The 19,536-nt window shown below is 63.3% G+C and carries 12 protein-coding genes; 6 read left to right on the top strand and 6 right to left on the bottom strand.

Going from position 1 to position 19,536, the window contains the following annotated elements:
- Positions 1–70: 70 nt before the first annotated feature.
- The 5 genes from K6U75_08800 to K6U75_08820 all read right to left on the bottom strand — a co-directional run bounded on the left by K6U75_08800 (position 71) and on the right by K6U75_08820 (position 7,527).
- Positions 71–2,923, bottom strand: coding sequence for a VWA domain-containing protein (locus K6U75_08800; GenBank protein MCL6475134.1), 2,853 nt, complete (start codon positions 2,921–2,923; stop codon positions 71–73).
- A 6-nt stretch (positions 2,924–2,929) separates the two neighbouring features.
- Complete coding sequence (locus K6U75_08805; protein MCL6475135.1) at positions 2,930–5,035, bottom strand: O-antigen ligase family protein; 2,106 nt, start codon at positions 5,033–5,035, stop codon at positions 2,930–2,932.
- Positions 5,036–5,115: 80 nt separating this feature from the next.
- Positions 5,116–6,012 carry a glycosyltransferase family 2 protein gene (locus K6U75_08810; protein MCL6475136.1) on the bottom strand — a complete coding sequence of 299 codons (897 nt, stop codon included), beginning with the start codon at positions 6,010–6,012 and terminating at the stop codon, positions 5,116–5,118.
- Positions 5,996–6,874 carry a glycosyltransferase family 2 protein gene (locus tag K6U75_08815; GenBank protein ID MCL6475137.1) on the bottom strand — a complete coding sequence of 293 codons (879 nt, stop codon included), beginning with the start codon at positions 6,872–6,874 and terminating at the stop codon, positions 5,996–5,998. The genes K6U75_08810 and K6U75_08815 overlap by 17 nt, the downstream gene beginning before the upstream one ends.
- On the bottom strand, positions 6,871–7,527 hold the full coding sequence (locus K6U75_08820; protein ID MCL6475138.1) for an HAD family hydrolase: 657 nt from the start codon (positions 7,525–7,527) through the stop codon (positions 6,871–6,873). Before K6U75_08820 ends, K6U75_08815 begins: the two co-directional genes overlap by 4 nt.
- 392 nt (positions 7,528–7,919) lie before the next feature.
- Here K6U75_08820 and K6U75_08825 point away from each other — a divergent pair, with 392 nt between their 5' ends.
- The 5 genes from K6U75_08825 to odhB all read left to right on the top strand — a co-directional run bounded on the left by K6U75_08825 (position 7,920) and on the right by odhB (position 16,247).
- Positions 7,920–8,303 carry a RidA family protein gene (locus K6U75_08825; GenBank protein MCL6475139.1) on the top strand — a complete coding sequence of 128 codons (384 nt, stop codon included), beginning with the start codon at positions 7,920–7,922 and terminating at the stop codon, positions 8,301–8,303.
- A gap of 10 nt (positions 8,304–8,313) precedes the next feature.
- On the top strand, positions 8,314–11,151 hold the full coding sequence (locus K6U75_08830) for a hypothetical protein (GenBank protein ID MCL6475140.1): 2,838 nt from the start codon (positions 8,314–8,316) through the stop codon (positions 11,149–11,151).
- A 90-nt stretch (positions 11,152–11,241) separates the two neighbouring features.
- Positions 11,242–11,928 carry an endonuclease III gene (locus tag K6U75_08835; GenBank protein MCL6475141.1) on the top strand — a complete coding sequence of 229 codons (687 nt, stop codon included), beginning with the start codon at positions 11,242–11,244 and terminating at the stop codon, positions 11,926–11,928.
- Positions 11,929–12,146: 218 nt separating this feature from the next.
- Complete coding sequence (locus tag K6U75_08840; GenBank protein ID MCL6475142.1) at positions 12,147–15,017, top strand: 2-oxoglutarate dehydrogenase E1 component; 2,871 nt, start codon at positions 12,147–12,149, stop codon at positions 15,015–15,017.
- 12 nt (positions 15,018–15,029) lie between these two features.
- Entirely contained in the window at positions 15,030–16,247 is a 1,218-nt protein-coding gene (gene odhB, locus K6U75_08845) for a 2-oxoglutarate dehydrogenase complex dihydrolipoyllysine-residue succinyltransferase (protein MCL6475143.1), read from the top strand.
- Positions 16,248–16,347: 100 nt separating this feature from the next.
- Here the strand turns inward: odhB and K6U75_08850 are convergent, their stop codons facing one another.
- On the bottom strand, positions 16,348–18,873 hold the full coding sequence (locus K6U75_08850) for a hypothetical protein (GenBank protein MCL6475144.1): 2,526 nt from the start codon (positions 18,871–18,873) through the stop codon (positions 16,348–16,350).
- Positions 18,874–19,129: 256 nt separating this feature from the next.
- On the opposite strand from K6U75_08850, the gene K6U75_08855 reads away from it, so the two are divergent.
- Positions 19,130–19,536: flagellin (locus K6U75_08855; GenBank protein ID MCL6475145.1), on the top strand; the 407-nt coding region annotated here is incomplete at its 3' end.

Below are 19,536 nucleotides of genomic sequence, written 5' to 3' on the forward strand. Positions count from 1 at the left end.
GCTCAGAATGACATATTGTGTCGCTTTACGCAATGAGTTCCTGCGCAGGTGTTCAAATGCACAACGCCCGCTACTTTTCCTTCCGCGCCCGTTTCTTGGCATCCAGCAGCCTGCCGATTTGCTCGCTGGTGGTGGAGGGTTGCGGCGCAGATGGGCGAGGGGCGGTTGCCTCGCCAACAGGCGTCGGCTCATCGGGAGCTGAAGGAGGCGCAGCCCCTGCCGGAGGCGCATACTTCTCCCGAAGACGCCTTTTGCGCTGCAACAGTTGCGAAGTCGCGGAAGCAGAGGCAGGGGCACTGCGTACCAGTCGCAAACGCAACAGCACGCGCGACCACGTCTGCTGCCATTCCGGCAGCACATCCGCCTGCCACACAATGCGCCGCAGGGCAATGTCTACCGGCAACAGGAACAGCACCACAAACAACAGCGGAATGCTCGCCTCCGAAGGCACGCGCACCGGAGCGCGCCGGGTACCGAAGATATCCTGCGGGGATGGCTGTTGCCTGCCTCCGGTGAGACGGGCTATCTGTTCCAGCAGCGCTGTGTTGCTCTTCAGGTCGCGGTACTCGGGCGAGTAGGCAATAGTGTCTGTGCCGACGCTCACGCCAACCGTGCCGTTGGGGCGGCGATACTGCGCGGCGACCACGTAGGTTCCGTAGCCCCGCGCATCAAAGGCGGCTTCGTAGCGGGAGGCTCCCGTCTGCGAGAGCACCAGCGGCGTGACCTGACCGGTCGGCGAGACCAGTTTGGCGGTCAGCGAACGCGAGCCTTCATCCTCACCGGCAGGTTGTCGCAGGATGTCGATGCTCACATACCCCTTGCCTCCCGAGATGCTCACCTGTGTGCGCACATCCTCAGCGGGCAGACTGCGCAGGATGGTACGCATAACACGCGCGGCGAAAGCAGGAAACTCCGCCCACTTCACCCATTGCGCGCACCACTTCGCCCGCCCATCGGAGGTGAACGCCATACTGCGCCCCACGCCATATTGCCACACCGCAAACACGGGGTCGTCTTTGTGTGAGAGCAAGCCCAGCTGCGCGCCCGGCTTGGCGGTGGTGGTGTTGTAGCCCAGCAGGGGCGGCGAATCCTCCCAGTTGAAGCCCGACACAATCTCATCGCCGGTGTAGCGCACGTAGAACGGCTCCTCGATGTACTGCGCCTTGCTGGCTATCATCGCCTCTTTGGTGAAGATTTGGGGCAGGTTCGCCATGCGGTCGGTGAAGTAGTAGCGTCCACCTCCCGCTTTCGCCAGTTGCTGCAGGAAGGCTTCGTCCTTGCCGCGTCCGAAGCACACGACAGTGACGGTGATACCCGCCTGTCGCAGTTTGGCAGCCAGCGGAATCGCACCTTCCTGATTGTCGCAGTCGTCGCCATCCGCGAGCACAATCATGTGCTTCAGTCTTGCCCGGCTCATTTGCAGCAGCTTCGCGCCCGCCTCCATGCCCGGACGCACGTAGATACCGCCTCCGCCCGGCTGAAAAGCCGCAATCGCACGCAGGATTTGCTCTTTCTTCTCGCCCACACGCCACATCGGCACCACCGCCCGACAGTCGGAACCGGCAGCGATAACGCCTACCTCGTCCTGGTCGGTCAGCAGACGCACCACCGTCGCTGCGGCGCGGTTTGCCAGCTCCATCTTGGTGGTTCCGCCCTCTGGCATCGCCATACTGCCCGAATCGTCCACCACCAGCACGATACCCACGCTGGGGAACGAGTGAAACTTGCGGACATCCATCGAGACGGGCAACGCTTCCTCGATCGGAGTTTCGAAGTAGCCTCCTGCACCGAAGCTATCCTCGCCGCCCACCATACCCAGCCCAATCCCCAGTTCGCGCGTCGCGGTCTGCAGAGCGCGCATCGCAGGGATACCCAGTTCGTATGCGGCTACGTTGTGCAGTACCACCGCGTCGTACGCCTGCAGCTGGGCGGGCTGGGTCTTCACCCCCTGCGGGTTGACCACATCCACGCGAATCCGTTGCGACTGTGCAGCGATGGACAACGGGGTTGGATTGCCGCTGCCAGTCACGTACAGCACGCGAGGCGTGCCCTGCACGCGCACATAGCCCGCGCCGCGGTTGTTCTGGGGATAGGTATCTACCGAAGCCATCATCGATACCTGGTAGCGATACTGCCCCGCGCTGTCCTCGCGATGCGTCATGCGCACCAGATTTTTGCCCGACCTGAGAGCAACAACCTGCGTCTTCACCGGCTGTCCATCGCGTAACAGGGTCAACTCTACCGTTTGTTCGTGGGTGGACTGTATCCACAGGCGCAGTTCAAACGGCTCGCCCTCTTTGACCAGCGTGGGAGCCTGCACACGCTCGATCAGTGCCTCTGTATTCACCTCGCGCGGGAAGGGCACCACATGCACCCTCACTCCGCGGCTGGCAGCCTGCAACGCCTGCGCCACCGTGTCGCCTGCGTTGGCGTTGCCATCGGAGAAGAGCACGATCTGCTTGCCGACGTTTTCGGGAAAGGCGGCGAGGGCGAGGCTGATGGCGCGTCCGATGTCGGTCATTTCGGGCGAGCTGCTGGCGGGGAGGCGGCTCAGGTCCAGGCGCGCGCCCAGCGGCACAACCACCTGTGGCTCACTGCCGAAGACGATGACGCCTGCCATGTCGTCCTCACGCATCTGGCGCGCCGCGTCGCGAATGAACTGCAGGGCGGATTCGCGCTGTTGCGGCTCCACGCTCGCACTGCCGTCCACCACGAAAAAGACCGCCTGAGCAGTGGTGGTTCGCACCCAGCGGATTCCCGCCAGCGCGAAAACAATGAGGGCGACCAGCAGAAGGCGCAGCCAGAGAGAAACCTGTCTCTGCCAGCGGGGCAGAGCTGCCAGACTGTGACGGTGCACCCACCAGAAAACGGGCAATACCGCCAGCAAGAGCAACATCCACGGTCGTGCGAACTCTACAGGCATCTCCGCTCACCGCAAGGCGCGTTCACATTCCCGATGCAGTTCCTCCAGAGCACGCTCGCGTTCGGCGGTGCGTCGCATCGCCTGCGCCATCGGGTTCCTTTCGCGGGCGTCGCGGTCTGCGTCCAGTATCTGCAGGGCACGGGCATAGAGATCGCGCACCTCACGTTCTGGTTTGCCCTGAAGTTTCGCAGCCCGCGCCAGCCCCGCGTAGGCGAAGGCGTACTCCACCTCAGGCAGCTCGGGTATCGCGCGCACCTGATGGTACACGCTTGCCTCTATCTTCAGCATCTGCCGGTACACCGCCTCTGCCTCTTGTAGTTTACCCTGTCTCTCCAGCGTTCTGCCCAGCTCTGCCATCACGCGCAGAGCGTGCGGGTCCAGCTGCAGGGCGCGGCGGTAGGCATCGGCGGCTCGTTCCAGGTCGCCCTGCACGTCCCGATACAGGTTGCCCAGATGGTACCACGTTTTGGACAGCGGCATCAGCTCCGCCGACCGACGCAGTGCCTGCTCGGCTTCTGCGGCGTGTGAAGCATCACCTGCACGCGCCATGCCCAGATACAGCATCCCCAGACTCAGGTAGTGGTCGCCGTTGAAGGGTTCCCATTGCAGAGCCCTCTGGTAGCCCTGCGCGTCGGGAATGCCCTGCGACAGGCTCCAGTTCGCGCTGTTTGCGTGGAGGGCACCGCCCATGCGCAGGGTCAAAACCACACAGGCAACCGCCAGCAGGGCGGTGTGGGCAACATAGAGGCGTTTCAGCTTCACCTCGTGCCCCTTCCCGCGAGGGGTCAGCGAGAGCATCAGCCCTACGACCGCCCAGAAGGTCCACAGGCAGGCGAAGATATACCAGTCGGAGTCTATCAGGTTTCGCGCCAGCCCGGCGGCAATCGCCCCTGCCAGTCCCGCGCGGAGCACGCGGGGGTCAACGGGCATATCCGTACTGTCCGCGTCTGCAGGGTTTGCAGGACGCGCTTCCGTGCGCAGAACACCCCACGCCAGTATCCCCAGCGTGCCCAGAAGCACAATGAGCGCAGGTACGCCTGCCTCTGCCGCAATCTGCAGGTAGGAGTTGTGCGCCAGACGGGTAAAGCCCACGTAGGCATAGCGGGGGTAGGCGATTTCGTATGTCCCAAGCCCTGTGCCGATCAGCGGGTGTGCCTGCACCATGCGCATGGTGCCCCGCCAGGTCCATACACGGAATCCGCCAGAGTGTTCGCCTGCCTGAGCCGCCTGTGGCGTGACCCGGGCCGTCAGCGAGCGGGCGGTGAACAGCGCCGTGCCCAGCACCGCCAGGCATACCCCTGCTAACAGCAGGGCGCGCTGGCGGTTCCACGACCGATTCCACGCCATCCAGCCCACCAGCACCGCCAGAGCAAGCACCGCACTCGCCGTGCCAAAACGGGAACCCGTGAGCAATATCGCCACCATCTGCATCCACGCCCAGAAACCCAGCAGCCAGCGCAGCTCTTTCCTCTCCCCAGAGGTAGCCAGAGCCAGCGCGAGAGTGACGGGCATGGTGAGGCACAGGTACCCCGCCAGAAAGTTCGGATTGAAGAAGGTGCCGAACACGCGCCAGTTGGGCACGGTGCGCACGTTCTCGGCGTACTCGCGCATGGCGAAAGCGGCGGATAGCGTACCCGCTACTGCCAGAGCGAGCGCTATCGTCCACACGGATTCCGCCTGCCTCCGCGCGAAAAGCCACGCCGCTGCGATAGCCACTGCCCAGTAACTCCACGCCACCACCGTGCCCCAGCGATACGACGAGGGCAGAACCGAAGCCAGCATCCACCACAGCAACCCAGCCGCCAGCACACGCGCTGACGGCGGAATGCGGTCATCGCCCGACGGGTATTTGCGCCACTCCCACACCACAGCAGCAAGCATGAGCAGGGCAATCACCCAGATAGCAACCGGCAGCAGGGTTCCTGTGGTAAAGAGGGCTGTGACGACCCCGTGCAGGGAAGGTTCCACCGGTTCGCCGCCGACCTCCAGCCGACCGGCAGTCAGCGGTGCAAGCACCAGGGCGATACTCAAAAGCCACGTGGAAAGAGCGACCTCCTGACGCTGGGGTGGCACCGATGCGGATGGCTTTTTGCTCAGACGCTTTTTCTTCATGTGTTCTGGGTTCACCAGACAGGGACGAGGCTCCTGCCCGGTTTCCGGTGCCCTGTTGTCTCCTGAAAGGCAGGGCAGGGCTATCTCCCCAGTACCTTCAGGCGAATCGCTATCCAGTAGTTGCGCGCGATGAGCAGGTTTGCCCGCAGCCACAGCCCCAGCGGAATCAGCAAGCGGCTCCACACGGGCAAGCGGCGGGCATAGTGTTTCTGGAAAAAGAGCCGATGGCTTCGGTGGAACTGCCAAATCATGGCGTTGACCGCCTTGTCGCTGCTGTGCCCGATGGCGTGAGTGACCACCGCTTGGGGATGGTATACCACCTTCCAGCCCATCTCGTGCGCCCGCCAGCACAGGTCCACATCCTCGCAGTACATGAAGAACTGTTCATCGAAGCCGCCCAGCTGCTCCCATGTTTCGCGTCGAACCATCATCGCACAGCCGGATACCCAGTCCACTTCGATGGTGTGCGCGTGGTCGAAGTCGGTCATCAGGTAGTCGCGCACGAAACGGTTCTGCGGGAAGAGCCTTCCCAGAAAGGTGTCGCGGAACAGCCCCGCCTCGTATACAGGGAAGCGGCGACAGGAGTACTGGAGCGACCCATCGGGGTTCAGCACCTTTGGGGCAATGATGCCGATGTCGGGATGAGCATCGGCGTAGTCTACCAGTGCCTGGATGGAGCCAGGATGGGCGGTGGCGTCGGGGTTGAGCAACATCAGGTAGCGTCCCTGCGCGAGTTGCGCCGCGCGGTGGTGCGCCTTACCGAAGCCCTCATTCAGGCGGTTTTCAATGAGTTTTACTTCGGGGAACTCGCGCTTGACCATCGCCACGCTGTCGTCCCACGAAGCATTGTCCACCACGATAATCTCCATCTGCACGCCCGGATGGTGCGACGGTTGCAACGAGCGCAGGCACTCGCGCAAGTCGTCGCGCGTGTTCCAGTTGACCACAATCACGCTCACATCAGGCTTTTCGTTCACGCTGCCAGCCCTCGCGCCCCCTGCCCAGCGTGCGCAGCCAGGCGTTCAGGGAGATACTTGCCATGATCCACCCATATATCGGCTTCGCCAGTCGATGTCGGTAGTGCTTCTGATAGAACTTCTGCAGGGAGCGGTGCGATTCCCATATCATCTGCGGACGCACCTGCCGCGTACTCGCCCCGCCGTGATGGATAATCACCACTTCGGGGTGAAAGACAATCTTCCAGCCACGCGCCTTTGCCCGATAGCACCAGTCCACCTCATTGAAGAAGATGGGAAACTGCTCGTCCATCAGCCCGACATCCTCAACCGCCCGCCGCGAAAGCATCAGGAACGTACCCATCGGCTGGTCGACCTCCGCAATCCGGTCATAGGTGAACCACGTCATGCGGTAGGCACCGAAGCGGCGCGAGCGGGGGAACAGCTTCGCCAATCCCAAATACTCCCACAGCACCGCCTGCGGTTCCGGGAAGGAGCGCACCGAACGCTGCACCCGTCCGTCGGGGTGGATGAGCTTCGCGCCCAGCGCGCCCACTTCGGGATGTTGCTGCATAAACCGCACGGCGGTATCCAGTGCCGTTTCGGTAACCTCCGTATCGGGGTTGAGCAGGAGAAGATACTCACCCTGCGCCTGCTGAATCAGCCGGTTGTTGCCCGCGGCGTATCCCAGATTCCAATCCGAGGCGATGAGATGTACTTCGGGGAACTCCTCCTGCACCATCTCTGCACTGCCGTCGCGGGAGGCGTTGTCCAGCACCCACACCTCCATCGGCTCGGCGGGAGGGTGGCGGCGCAGCGACTGCAGGCACGCCCGCAACAGGTCGCGCGTGTTCCAGTTGACAATCAGTACGGAGAGGGTCATAGCAGCTCCCTCAGCTCGCGCACCAGCAGGTCGGGTGGATGGTGGCGGAAGGGGTTGATGGGCACGTCCAGCCGCCAGATACCCACCGTGCGACAGCCCGCCGCTTTGCCCGCCTCTACGTCCATCCAGTAATCCCCCACCACCACGCACCGCGCGGGCGCGAGGTTCCACTGCTGCAGCACCACCTGCACATGCTCGGGATGGGGCTTCACCTGCCGCACGTCGTCGCGGCTGACCAGCAGGTCATACGGAATCTGCAGGGCATTCAGCGTGCGCAGGGAGACCTCACGGTCGTTGCGGGTGATAATGCCAATCCGCGCGCCCCGCGAACGTAGTGCGTCCAGCAGGTCGTACACGCCCCGCACCGGTCGGGGCGAGGCGCAGTATGCCATCTCCATCGCCTGCAGGCGGGCAAAGGCGCGCTGTCGCAGTTCAATGCTCTCCTGCTCTTTACCTGCCTCGCGCAATGCGTTCACTGCCTGCTCCACGGCGCCCAGCGCGTCCAGCTCCTGTAACGGGGCGGTGTCTATGCCGTATTCGGCAATCAGCTGCAGGCTTGCCGCACGCAGTCTAGAAAAGTCGATACCCGTCTCGACCAGCGTGCCGTCGAGGTCGAACAGTACCGCGTCTGCATCGTCCAAAATCGCGTGCATACCTGCATTATACCCGCCTTTGCGCGATGCCGACAGCAGGAGGCGGTTGTTTCATCTTCAGGAGAGGGGCTACAGGATGCCCTCACCCCTGTCCCCTCTCCCGACGCTGCGGGAGAGGGGTATTCGGCGCCCCCTTCCCTCGCAGGGAAGGGGGATGGGGGGTCAGGTCAGTTCAACCTCACCCCCGGCCCCTCTCCTGCAAGGAGAGGGGTGTTTGGGCTCCCCAGTCTGTCACAGGAAAGGCGGTTCGGAGTGGCGAATCTGCCCTCACCCCCTGCCTCTCTCCCGACGCTGCGGGAGAGGGGTATTCGGCGCCCCCTTCCCTCGCAGGGAAGGGGGATGGGGGGTTAGGTGTTTACGAATAGCAGGAAAACGCATTGCGGAGGCAAGGCATGACGAAACAGGTCATTAGCACCCCAGAGGCACCTGCGGCGATTGGTCCCTACTCGCAGGCGATTCGGGTGGGCAATCTGGTGTTCACGTCGGGGCAAATCCCGCTGCACCCGCAGACGGGTGACATCGTGGGAGAGACCGCCGCGGAACAGGCGCGGCAGGTGTTGCACAACCTGCAGGCAGTGCTGCAGGCGGCGGGGGCGTCGCTGCAAAACGTAGTAAAAACCACCATCTTCCTCACCGACCTGTCGCAGTTCGCGGCGGTGAACGCGGTGTACGCCGAGTTCTTCCCCGAGAACCCGCCTGCCCGTTCCACAGTGCAGGTGGCTGCCCTGCCGCGCGGCGTGCAGGTGGAGATCGAAGCCATCGCTATCGTGGAGTGAGCGGTTCCTGATGTCTACCGGCGGCTTTCGGCAGGAGGTACTGAACGTCTACCTGGCGACGCTGTTATCGCGGCGGGGGCTTATCGCACTGCCCGAACAGCGACTGCCACATGCGCTGCCCGATGTGCTGGTCTCCTTTCGCGGTTTGCGCCTGATTATCGAGGGCGAGGTGGACGACCAGCCGGGCGCAGACCTGCGGGCATGGAACAAGGCAGTGGAACGGGTGGATAGAGGGCTGGCGCACCTCGCGCTGGCAGTGGTGTACCCGCACACCCTGCGCCGTGCCTCCCCCGAAGAGGCGTTGCGTGCGCTGGAGAGCGTGAGTTTGCGTTTCAGCGTGTGTCGCACCCCGCCGCCAGAAAACCCCGACTGGCATACGGGCACGATAGACCACCTGCACGCCACCCTCGAGGGCGCGTACGCCCTGCTCGCCTCGGAGGACGAGGTGCGCGCGGCGGTGGAACTGCTCACCGAGGCGATTCACACCCTCGCCAACGCGCTGTATGGGCTTGGCGTCAGCGACGAACGGCTCGCCCTGCCGCTGGGCATCGCGCCTTCTGCCGTAGACCCCACGAAGGTGGAACAGAAAACCGCCGTTCGCCAGATTGCCGCCCTCGTGGTGGTCAACGCCATGCTCTTTCAGGAGGAGCTGGTGCGCACCGACCCGCGCATCCAGACCCTGCACCAGTGCATGGAACAGCCCAGCCCGCACGACGCCCTGCTGCAGGTGTGGCAGTTCGTCCTGTACCACATCAACTACCATGCGGTGTTCGACCTCGCGCGGAAGCTACTGCAGACCCTCCCGCCCGACCGCACGCTGGACGACGCCCTGCGCCGGTGCGCCCAGACGGTGCGCGAAATCGCTCGACGACGGGTTCTGCTGCGCCACGACCTCGCCGGAAGGGTGTATCACCTGCTGCTGGGCAGTATCGCCAAGCCGCTGGGAACCTACTACACCTCCGTCGCGGCGGCGACCATCCTCCTGCGCGTTGCCCTGCAGCCCGAACGTTGGGAGCAGATTCGCTGGGAAGACCCCCACAGCGCGGGCAGCCTGCGCATCGCCGACCTCGCCTGCGGCACGGGTACCCTGCTGATGGCGGCACTGCAAGCGGTTACCGATAACTTCCTGCGCGCCGCCACCCTGCAAAGCGCCGCCGACCTGCAAACACACCGCCGCCAGCTGCTGGCGCAGATGCTGGAGAACGGGCTGTGGGGCTTCGACGTGCTGCAGTCGGCGGTACACCTCACCGCCACCACCCTCGCCCTGCCCATCCCCGAAGTGATGGTGAAGGGGATGCACCTGTACACCATGCCGCTTGGCGTGCAGGACGGCGAGGCGCGGCTGGGCAGTATCGACCTCGTGCAGGACGCCCCCGCGCAGGTCGCGCTCTCCCTCTTTCCCACCGAAGCGCAGCGCGTCACCGACGACTCCGCCGGGGCGCAGGGCGTGCGCGTGCCCAAACTGCACCTCATCTGCATGAACCCGCCCTTCACCCGCACCTGCGGCGATAACCTGCTGTTCGGCTCGGCGAGCCAGGAAGAGCGCACGCAGCTGCAACACGCCCTGCAGGAACGCATCCGACGCAACCAGCTGCAGGCTTCGGTGACCGCGGGACTGGGTGCCGTGTTCATCGCGCTGGCAGACCGCTACCTGTTGCCCAGAGGACGCCTCGCCTTCGTGTTGCCCAAGGCGTTGCTGTCGGGGGTGGAGTGGCAGCCCTCGCGCCAGCTGCTGGGCAAAGGCTATCATCTGGAGACAGTCATCGTCAGCCACGACCCCGCGCGATGGAACTTCTCGGAAAACACCGACCTGAGCGAGGTGCTGTTCGTGGCGCGCAGGGGACGCCCCTCCCCCGACGACCGCACGCTGTACGTGAACCTGTGGCGCAACCCCGATAACCCCGTGGACGCGCTGATGACCGCCGAGGCCATCCGCCAGGCATCACTGTCGCCCGCGTCGGACGCCGCGCATCCCCTGTGGCTGGGCGACGAGAAGGTGGGCGAAGCGGTGCAGGTGCCGTGGGCGAAACTGCGTGAGCAACCGCACTGGATGACCCCCTGCGCCTTCGCACAGGGCGAACTGGTGCACGCGCTGTGGAGCCTGCAGGAACGCGGCGAATGGCAGGGCGCGAGCGTGCCCCTCTGCCCGCTGCGCGAACTCGGAGAGCTGGGACCGGACATCCGCCGCCTATGGGCAACTTTCGATGTGGTTGACCAACCACCCGGTACACCCGCTGTCTGGGGACACGATTCCGAAAAGGCTGTGACGCCGCTACAGCAACCCAACAGCTACCTCGTCCGGAAGGCGACACCGAAAGAGCAGCAATCTCTCGAATACTACAAAACTCTTCTGGCACAGGTGGGAAACATCATCATCGTGGAGCGCATGTGGTTGAACACCCAGCGTCTGATTGCCGCGTGGCTGCCCGAGGCGGTGCTGGCGGCATCGTGGTGGCCCGTGCGCCTGAAGGCGGGGCTGGACGATGCGGCGGGGAAGTCGCTGGTACTGTGGCTCAACAGCACGCTGGGGGTGTTGCTGCTGATTGCCAACCGCGTGGAGACACGGGGGGCATGGACGAAGTTCAAAAAGCCCACCTTGAGCGCGATGCCGGTGCTGGACGTGCGCGGGCTGAAGAAGGGCGCATTGCGTCGGCTGGCGCAGACCTTTGACGCGCTGGCGGAGCAGCCTTTGCTGTCCCTGCCACAGATGCCGCAGGACGACACCCGTTGCGCCATCGACGAGGCTCTCCGTGCGGTACTGGGGCTGCCCGACCTGACTCCCCTGCGCGAGGCGCTGGCACGCGAGCCGGTGGTCTGCCTGCAGCCCCTGCGCCAGCGCAGGCGATAGGCGCATACCGCCGGGGCGTGTCCCCTGCCCCTTGATTTTGCCGTGCCGCACCCAGTACCATGTACGCCGAAAACGGTTGGGAGGAGGCGGATGGAGCAGAGGTTATCCCCGTCCGAACTGGCGCGGGAGGTGGTACGGCGGCTGGACGCACAGCACGGGCGTCCTGTCTTGAAACAGCGGATGCCCCCACTGGAGGAACTGGTGGCGTGCATCCTGTCGCAGCACACCTCCGACGTGAACTCGGGCAGGGCGTATCAGCAGCTGCGCGAGCGATTTCCCAGCTGGGAGGCGGTCATGGACGCCCCCACGCAGCTGGTGGAGGAAACCATTCGCCCGGGTGGGCTCGCCAGCAGTAAAGCGCCGCGCATTCAGGCGGTATTGCGCGCCATCGCCGAACGCAACGGCGGCACGCCGAGCCTGGACTTCCTGCAGCAGATGGACACCGAATCCGCCCGCCGCTACCTGTTGAGCCTGCCGGGCGTCGGTCCCAAAACCGCCGCGATTGTGCTTTGCTTCTCGCTGGGCAGGCCGGTGATTCCGGTGGACACCCATGTCTTTCGCGTCTCGTGGAGGCTGGGGTTCTTCGACCGTCGGGTGGGCGAGGCGAAGGCGCACGACCTGCTACAGCAGATGGTACCTGAAGAGGACATCTACGCCTTTCATGTGCATCTTATCCGGCACGGCAGGCAGGTGTGCAAGGCGCAACGCCCCCGCTGCGAGCAGTGTGTGCTGGCGGACCTGTGCGCATACCGGCAGCAGATGTTGTCGGAGGTTTAATTGCCCTTGCGTCAGCCGTTTGACCGACGCCAGAGTTGCGCGCAACGCGGCGGCACACCGTTGATGCGGAGGAACAGGTATAATCTCCTAGCGGTTATAATTATATATCGTATAGAAACCGGGCTCCTGTGGCAGAGGTGTCGCCGCCAGTGATTGACCACCATGCGCTCAGGTGCTATGATGATGTTTGCGGGCGTTAGGGGGAGGATAGAACGACCATGACACACAAAGCCGACAAGCAACCCTGGCAGGGTTTGTCTCCGTTAAACCTTGCTTACCTTGCTGGACTTTATGAGGCATATCAGCGGGAACCGCAATCCGTACCTCTGGAGTTTCGCGAGCTTTTCCAGCGATTTGGCGCGCCTCCGGTGGTGGACGTGCCCCCCAGTGTGCCGACAGGCGTGGACTGCCGTGTGATTGCTGCTGCCGTGACGCTGGCGCGAGCCATCCGGGCGCACGGACACCGCGCGGCGCAGATTGACCCGCTGGGCACGCCTCCCCCCGGTGACGCCACTCTACAGCCAGAGACACATGGTATCACCGAACAGCAGCTGCGCACGCTGCCCGGGCATATTATCGGCGGTGTACTCAGTCATGATGCCCCGGACGCATGGACGGTCATCCAGCGATTGCGTGCGGTGTATCAGGGCACCATCGGCTACGAGTTCGAGCATCTGGAGCGGGCGGAAGAGCGGGCATGGTGGGAAGAGGCGGTGGAATCGCGTCGCTTCGCGCCACCCAACGACCCGATAGACGAGAAGGGACTGCTGTATCGCCTCACCGAAGTAGGAGCACTGGAGCGATTCTTGCACCGCGCCTTTCCCGGCCACATCCGCTTCTCGCTGGAAGGGCTGGGCATGATGATACCGATGCTCGACGAGCTCATCACCGATGCCGCGCGCGCCGGTACCCGCTACATCCTGCTGGGCATGGCGCACCGGGGACGGCTCAACGTGCTGGCACACATTCTGGGCAAGCCCTACGAGCAGATTATCGCCGAGTTTCTGGGGGTGCAGAATCCGCCGGGCGTTGCCTACGCGGGCAGTAGCGACGAGGGATGGACCGGAGACGTGGTCTACCATCTGGGCGGCTATCGCGCCTTCCAGCAGGGCGAGCAGGTGCGCATGGACATCTACCTTGCGCCCAACCCCAGTCATCTCGAGTGGGTGAACCCGGTGGTGGAAGGCATGGCGCGCGCCTGTGGGGAACGACGCGACCGGGCAGGCGCACCGGAACAGGATGAGCGCATCTCGCTGGCGGTGCTGATACACGGCGATGCCGCCTTCCCTGCGCAGGGCATTGTTGCCGAAACGCTCAACCTCTATCGGCTTCCCGGCTATCGAACAGGTGGAACCATTCACCTCATTGCCAACAACCAGATTGGCTTTACCACTTTGCCCCAGCATGGACGGTCTACCCAGTATGCCAGCGACCTTGCCAAAGGGTTCGACCTGCCGGTTATCCACGTGAACGCGGACGACCCCGAAGCCTGCCTGACGGCTGTGCGCCTGGCGCACGCCTACCGCGAGCGATTCCTGAAAGATGTGATTATCGACCTGGTGGGCTATCGCCGCTGGGGGCATAACGAGAACGACGAACCCACCTTCACCCAGCCGCAGATGTATGCGCGCATCGGCCAGCACCCAACTGTGCGCGAGCTGTGGGTGCGTCGGCTGGTGGCAAAAGGGGTCATCACCCAGCAAGAGGCAGACCGAATGTTGCAGGAGGCTATCGAGCGCCTGCATGCTTTAAGGCGCAAGGTGGCGGAGAATGTCGAAATCCATATCCGCAAACCGCTGGCGGGACTGGAAGCGGGCGGTGAATTCGGCGGACTGGGCAGTCTGGAAGTGGAAGAGCGCATCGATACGGGTGTAGACCCTGCGCTGTTGCAGCGGCTGAACACGGAGGTGACGCAGGTTCCGGAAGGTTTCCACCTGCACCCGAAGCTGCAGAAACCGTTCGCTGTGCGGCGCCAGGCATTGACGGCAGAGGGAAAGGTAGACTGGGCACACGCCGAGATTCTCGCCCTGGCGTCCATTCTGGCGGAGGGTACGCCCATTCGGCTGACAGGGCAAGATGTTAGTCGCGGGACGTTCAACCAGCGGCATCTGGTTCTGCACGATGTGGAAACGGGCGAACAGTATAACCTGCTGCAGCACCTGCCCTCCGCGCGGGCGTCCTTTGAGGTGTGGGACAGTCCGCTGTCGGAGGCGGCGGTGCTGGGGTTCGAATACGGATACAGTGTACAGGCAGAGAAGACGCTGGTGCTGTGGGAGGCACAGTACGGCGATTTTGCCAACTCGGCACAGGTGATTATCGACCAGTTCATCGTATCGGGTCGCTCCAAGTGGGGACAGCGCAGCGGGCTTGTGTTGCTGTTGCCGCACGGCTACGAGGGGAGGGGTCCCGAGCACTCTAGTGCTCGTCTGGAGCGGTTCCTGCAGCTCGCGGCGGAGAACAACATCATCGTGGCAAACTGCTCGACGCCTGCCCAGTACTTTCACATCCTGCGCCGACAGGCGAAATTGCTCACACTCGATCCGCGCCCACTGGTCTTGCTGACTCCCAAGAGTCTGCTGCGCCATCCGATGGCGGTGTCTACTCCGCAGGAGCTGGCACTGGGGCGGTTCCGTCATCTGCTTCATGAACGACGACCCTCCAGCGAAGCCCGGCAGGTGCATCGGCTCATCCTGTGCAGTGGAAAGGTGTACTATGACCTTCTGGCGACGGGCAAGCTCAGCCCGGATTCATCGCAGTATGAGCCGCGCATTGCGGTGGCGCGGCTGGAACAGTTCTACCCATTCCCCGCGCAGGAGATTGCGGAACTGCTGCAGCACTATCCGAATCTGCAGGAAGTGGTGTGGTTGCAGGAAGAACCCCGTAACATGGGAGGCTGGTTGTTCGTGGCGCCGCGCCTGCGTGATATTCTGGGTATTCAACTGCCCCTGCACTACATCGGGCGGGCGCGCATGGCGAGCCCTGCCGAGGGAATGCACGAGTGGCACCAGCAGTACCAGGCGCAAATCGTCGCCGCCGCTTTCGACCTGGTAGGGGAATCGCAAGATATGCAAGTGCCAATTAGAGCGTGAAGGAGGACAAGGATGCCCATCGAAATCCGCGTGCCGATGCTGGCAGAGACGGTCATGGAAGCCACCGTCGGCAAATGGCTCAAGCGAGAAGGGGAACGAGTGTCGGTTGGGGAGCCTCTGGTGGAACTGGAAACCGACAAGGTGAACGCGGAGGTGCCGGCCGACCACGCAGGCGTGTTGCAGCGAATCCTCCGCGCGGAGGGCGAGGTGGTACGCCCGGGCGATGTGCTGGCGATGCTGGAGGAAACCGAAGCCTCAGAGACTTCCGCCCCGACAGCGCAAGCCCCTGAGGAAACCGATGGACGAGCCACCCCCGTTGCCCGCAAGATGGCGGAAGAGCTGGGTATCGACCTGCGCGAGGTTCGCGGCACCGGCGCAGGCGGCAGGATTACGCGCGAGGACGTGCAGGCATACCTCCGTGAACGCGAGCAAGTTCAAGAAAGCCCCACACCACCGCCAGCGGAAGAACCAACACCACCGCCGGTCGCCACACCTCCTCTGGCTACCCCTGTCCTCTCTCCACCTGGTGCGCGAGCCGAAACCCGCCAGCGCCTCTCTCGGCGGCGGCTCACCATCGCCCGCCGTCTGGTGGAAGCACAACACACTGCCGCGATGCTCACCACCTTCAACGAAGTCGACATGAGCGCGGTGATTGCGCTGCGGGCGAAGTGGAAAGAGCGGTTCCAGCAGCAGTATGGGGTCAGTCTGGGCTTCATGCCCTTCTTTGTGAAGGCGGTCATCGGTGCGCTCAGGGAGTTTCCCCAGCTGAACGCCGAGCTGCAGGGCGAGGAGCTGGTGCTGAAGCACTATTACGACATCGGTATCGCCATCGGCGACCCCGAGGGGCTGGTGGTGCCCGTGCTGCGCGATGCCGATAAGATGAGTTTCGTTCAGATTGAAAAAGCGATCGCGCAGTTTGTGGAGAAGGCACGCAATCACACGCTGACGCTGGAAGAGCTGCAGGGTGGTACGTTCACCATCACCAACGGAGGCGTATTCGGCTCCCTGCTCTCTACACCCATCCTGAACCCGCCCCAGGTGGGTATTCTGGGCATGCACCGCATTCAGGATCGTCCCGTGGTGATCGATGGGCAAATCGCGATACGTCCGATGATGTACGTCGCGTTGAGCTACGACCACCGGGTGGTTGACGGTCGTGAGGCGGTGCTGTTTCTGGTGCGGGTGAAACAGCTGATTGAAGACCCCGAGCGTCTGCTGCTGGAGGGGTAGGTGTTGGTTGCCCTCACCCCCGTCCCCTCTCCCACGCTGTGGGAGAGGGGTGTTCGGCACCCCCTTCCCTCGTAGGGAAGGGGGTTGGGGGGTTAGGTAGTCATCCCCGATGCGCCATGGTGGTGGTCTCGACCCACACGTTGCGGTAGTCGTCCAGCGGGCGGTATTGCTTGCGTGCCTTTTCCAGCAGGAGGCGCACGGTGACAATCTCGTGCGGGCGGAACGCCACCGACACGGTGCTACCTTCTATCGGCAGGGGCGACGGCTCGCGCAGTAACATGTTCACCCTTTCCGCCTGCTCCACCGCACCGTAAAAGGTGAACCGCGCCCTGGTATGCGCCCCGTTGACCTCGTATGCCCGCAGCACGCACCATTCGCCCTCGCGGTAGAACGCCGAAAGCACCACATCGCCCTCCACCTGCACAAAGCTCATCGACGGGGGCAGCACGGCATCCAGCGCCTTGTCCCGGTAGACTGCCATTGGAGGGCGGTTGAAGGCGATGGCTTCGCGCAACAGCACGTGACGGGCAGGTACGTTATCCCACGGGCGATAGGCGTAGCGCAGGGTTACCTCGCGCACCCAGTTCTCCTCATCCCACGCATCGTACATGAACAGGATATTACGCACGATGTCGCCGTCGCGCAAAAAGCCCTGATTGCCCGCGTGCAGATACTGCAGTCCGCGTGTGCCGTCGGTAAGCAGGATGAAATTCAAGCCGGTGAAGGGGTTGACCACCTCCTCAAAAAACTGCGGCGAGGTCATCCAGTCGCCGGTGGGGTATTTTTTGCGGTACACGCCCTCGGCGCGGATGGGTGTCACGGCAAAGGGGTGGTCATGCCAGATTTCGGTGCGTTCCAGCCGCGCGGCGATGTCCGTTTGCAAAGAGCGCATCATGGACGGCTCTGGTCGTTGCAGGAAGCGCAGGTATGTTTCCACCTCCACGTGCGGGCTGAGCGCGTGCAGGCGCACCTGCGAGCGGAACCGGGCGACCTCACCCAGTGCCCCTTCCACCACCACGCTGGCAAGCACAGGTCCCGCCTGCTCTATCTGCACTGACTGCACGCCCTCCTGCGAGCGATATACCCTGTCGCCGAAGGGGATGTGCAGCGCGTTCAGAGGCACCTCATCGCGCACGAACTCCACCCCGCTGACAAGCGACTGTAAGCGGGTAATCACCCCCGTGAGCCGGTCGATGCGCACCAGCAGTTGCGGGTTGCATATCTCGACGGCGTCGGCATCCTGGTTGGCGGTGACCTGCGGGGTGCTATCTAAGTTAACGTCGACGAACCGGCAGGTACGGTAACCGACTGAGGGGATATCCTGCACGGGGAAGCAGATGAGGGCGTTTTCTGCATCGGAAGACAGCGTCTGTACGGGCAATGGGCGTCCTGCATCGTCCTGAAGGGCCGATTTCACGCGGTCGGCGGGTACGGTTGCGGTCGCACAGCCGTTCACCGTCCAGCCCAGTGGATTGAACACCACGATGTCCGGCTGGCCGCTCACCCGCGCGGCGATATGCTTCAGGTTGCGTTCCAGCACCAGGCGCGACAGATCGAGGCTATCGCGGTAATACACTTTGCCCACGTCCCCGCAAAGCCCTTCGCACTCATCCACGTCATGGTGCTGCGCCAGCAGCAGGTCGCGCCATGCCTGCCGCAGTTCCCATTCGGGATACACGTCCCACTGCGCGTAGGGTCTGCCCAGCATTCCCGACACCAGCGCGACGGTCTCCGCGCTCAGCAGCTCGCTTTCCGCCTGCTTGCTGAGGGTGCGCACCACATCGCCGTTCTTGCCGATGGACATGCCGTGGAACACGTCGTCCAGTGTATATTCCAGCACCGGTTCATCACCCGTTGCCTGCGAGAGGAACTCGCTGAGCGTCACATAGCGGATGTCGAACTCCGGTTGTGCGGCGATCTCCTTCATGCGCGGGGCAATCAACTCCGCGCGGCACATCCAGTCGGGCGTCGGCAGCAGCTCCAGCCACTGGATGATGAGCGGGTCGGTCATCTGTTCCACCGCTTCGTGGCGCAAGCCTTTCTCGAAGTCCTCGGGCCACTGGTGCAGGCAGAGGTCGGTCTTGGGCGCCACGAGTATCTCTGAGCCGTCCAGCCCGCGCCACCGTGCCCTTGAGACCCTCTCGATGGGGATGTGCGGCGTGTGCCACGTCCACTGGAAGAAGAGGCAGCCGTATTGGAAACCACACTGGCGCAGAATCTGCGGCAACTGCGGGAAGAAGTCGAACTCCTCCTCCCACCACGTGACCGGGCGCACCCCGAACAGCTTCTCGCATACCAGCACGCCCATCACCAGCTGGCGCACGTTCGCTTCCCCTCCGCAGAACAGCCCATAAGGCTGTCCGTAGGAAGCCCCGGCGATTTCCGCCCGACTCTGATGTATCGCCTGTTTCAGCGCGTCAAACGCTTCCGGGTGGGTGATGGCGAGCTGCTCGTAGCCCACCACGTCGAAGTTCACGTTGCCCTTTGCGCCGGTCTCGTCCATCAGGTGGAGCATGTCGCGCACGCTGGCGGGCAGCACGAACTCGCCCCAGTTCCATACCATATCCACCCAGTGTTTATGGTTGCCGAAGGTATAGTAGACCGTTCTTGCCGGTGTTGCGTTCATGTTTTTCCTCCTGTGTATGATTCACCACAGAGAACACGGAGAGAAGAGACCCTCCGTGCACCCCGTGTCTTGCTCCTGTGATATCGTTCTCCGTCTGCCCGTTAGATTTTAGCTATCGATGTTCCTGCCTCGAACCCTAAAGAACCCCGTAACATTACCGATAATCAGTGGTGACAAGCCAGTAATCTTAGGGGCTGAAAGATTTCAGAGGAAAGGCAGGAAGCCTACAGTACCGTTCAAGGAGGAGCGATAGCCGATGAGTCTACGCATTAACACCAACACCGCCGCGATGAACGCGCTGCGGAACCTGACCAACGTTTCCGATAACTTCGCGCGTTCCATAGAGCGGCTGTCCTCTGGTTTACGCATTAACCGCGGCGCCGATGACCCCGCAGGGCTGATTATCTCCGAGAACCTGCGTGCGCAGATGGTGGGTCTGGCACAGGCGACCGCTAACGCCCAGGATGCGGCAAACCTCGTCAAGACGGCGGAGGGTGCGCTGGATGAAATCCATAACCTGTTGCGCACCATGCGACAACTGGCTGTGCACGCCAGCAACACCGGCGTGAACGACCTGACCGCCGTGCAGGCGGACCAGACGCAAATCCGCTCCGCGCTGGAGAGTTTGAACCGCATTGCCGAGCAGACGCAGTTCGGAACCAA

This window comes from Bacillota bacterium (assembly GCA_023511455.1).
Taxonomy (GTDB): Bacteria; Armatimonadota; HRBIN16; order HRBIN16; family HRBIN16; genus HRBIN16.

What these genes read in the sequence shown, in the direction of transcription:
- K6U75_08800 (MCL6475134.1), bottom strand. Translation starts at nt 2,923, where the DNA reads ATGCCTGTAGAGTTCGCACGACCGTGGATGTTGCTCTTGCTGGCGGTA.
- K6U75_08805 (MCL6475135.1), bottom strand. Translation starts at nt 5,035, where the DNA reads ATGAAGAAAAAGCGTCTGAGCAAAAAGCCATCCGCATCGGTGCCACCC.
- K6U75_08815 (MCL6475137.1), bottom strand. Translation starts at nt 6,874, where the DNA reads ATGACCCTCTCCGTACTGATTGTCAACTGGAACACGCGCGACCTGTTG.
- K6U75_08820 (MCL6475138.1), bottom strand. Translation starts at nt 7,527, where the DNA reads ATGCACGCGATTTTGGACGATGCAGACGCGGTACTGTTCGACCTCGAC.
- K6U75_08825 (MCL6475139.1), top strand. Translation starts at nt 7,920, where the DNA reads ATGACGAAACAGGTCATTAGCACCCCAGAGGCACCTGCGGCGATTGGT.
- K6U75_08830 (MCL6475140.1), top strand. Translation starts at nt 8,314, where the DNA reads ATGTCTACCGGCGGCTTTCGGCAGGAGGTACTGAACGTCTACCTGGCG.
- K6U75_08835 (MCL6475141.1), top strand. Translation starts at nt 11,242, where the DNA reads ATGGAGCAGAGGTTATCCCCGTCCGAACTGGCGCGGGAGGTGGTACGG.
- K6U75_08840 (MCL6475142.1), top strand. Translation starts at nt 12,147, where the DNA reads ATGACACACAAAGCCGACAAGCAACCCTGGCAGGGTTTGTCTCCGTTA.
- odhB (MCL6475143.1), top strand. Translation starts at nt 15,030, where the DNA reads ATGCCCATCGAAATCCGCGTGCCGATGCTGGCAGAGACGGTCATGGAA.
- K6U75_08850 (MCL6475144.1), bottom strand. Translation starts at nt 18,873, where the DNA reads ATGAACGCAACACCGGCAAGAACGGTCTACTATACCTTCGGCAACCAT.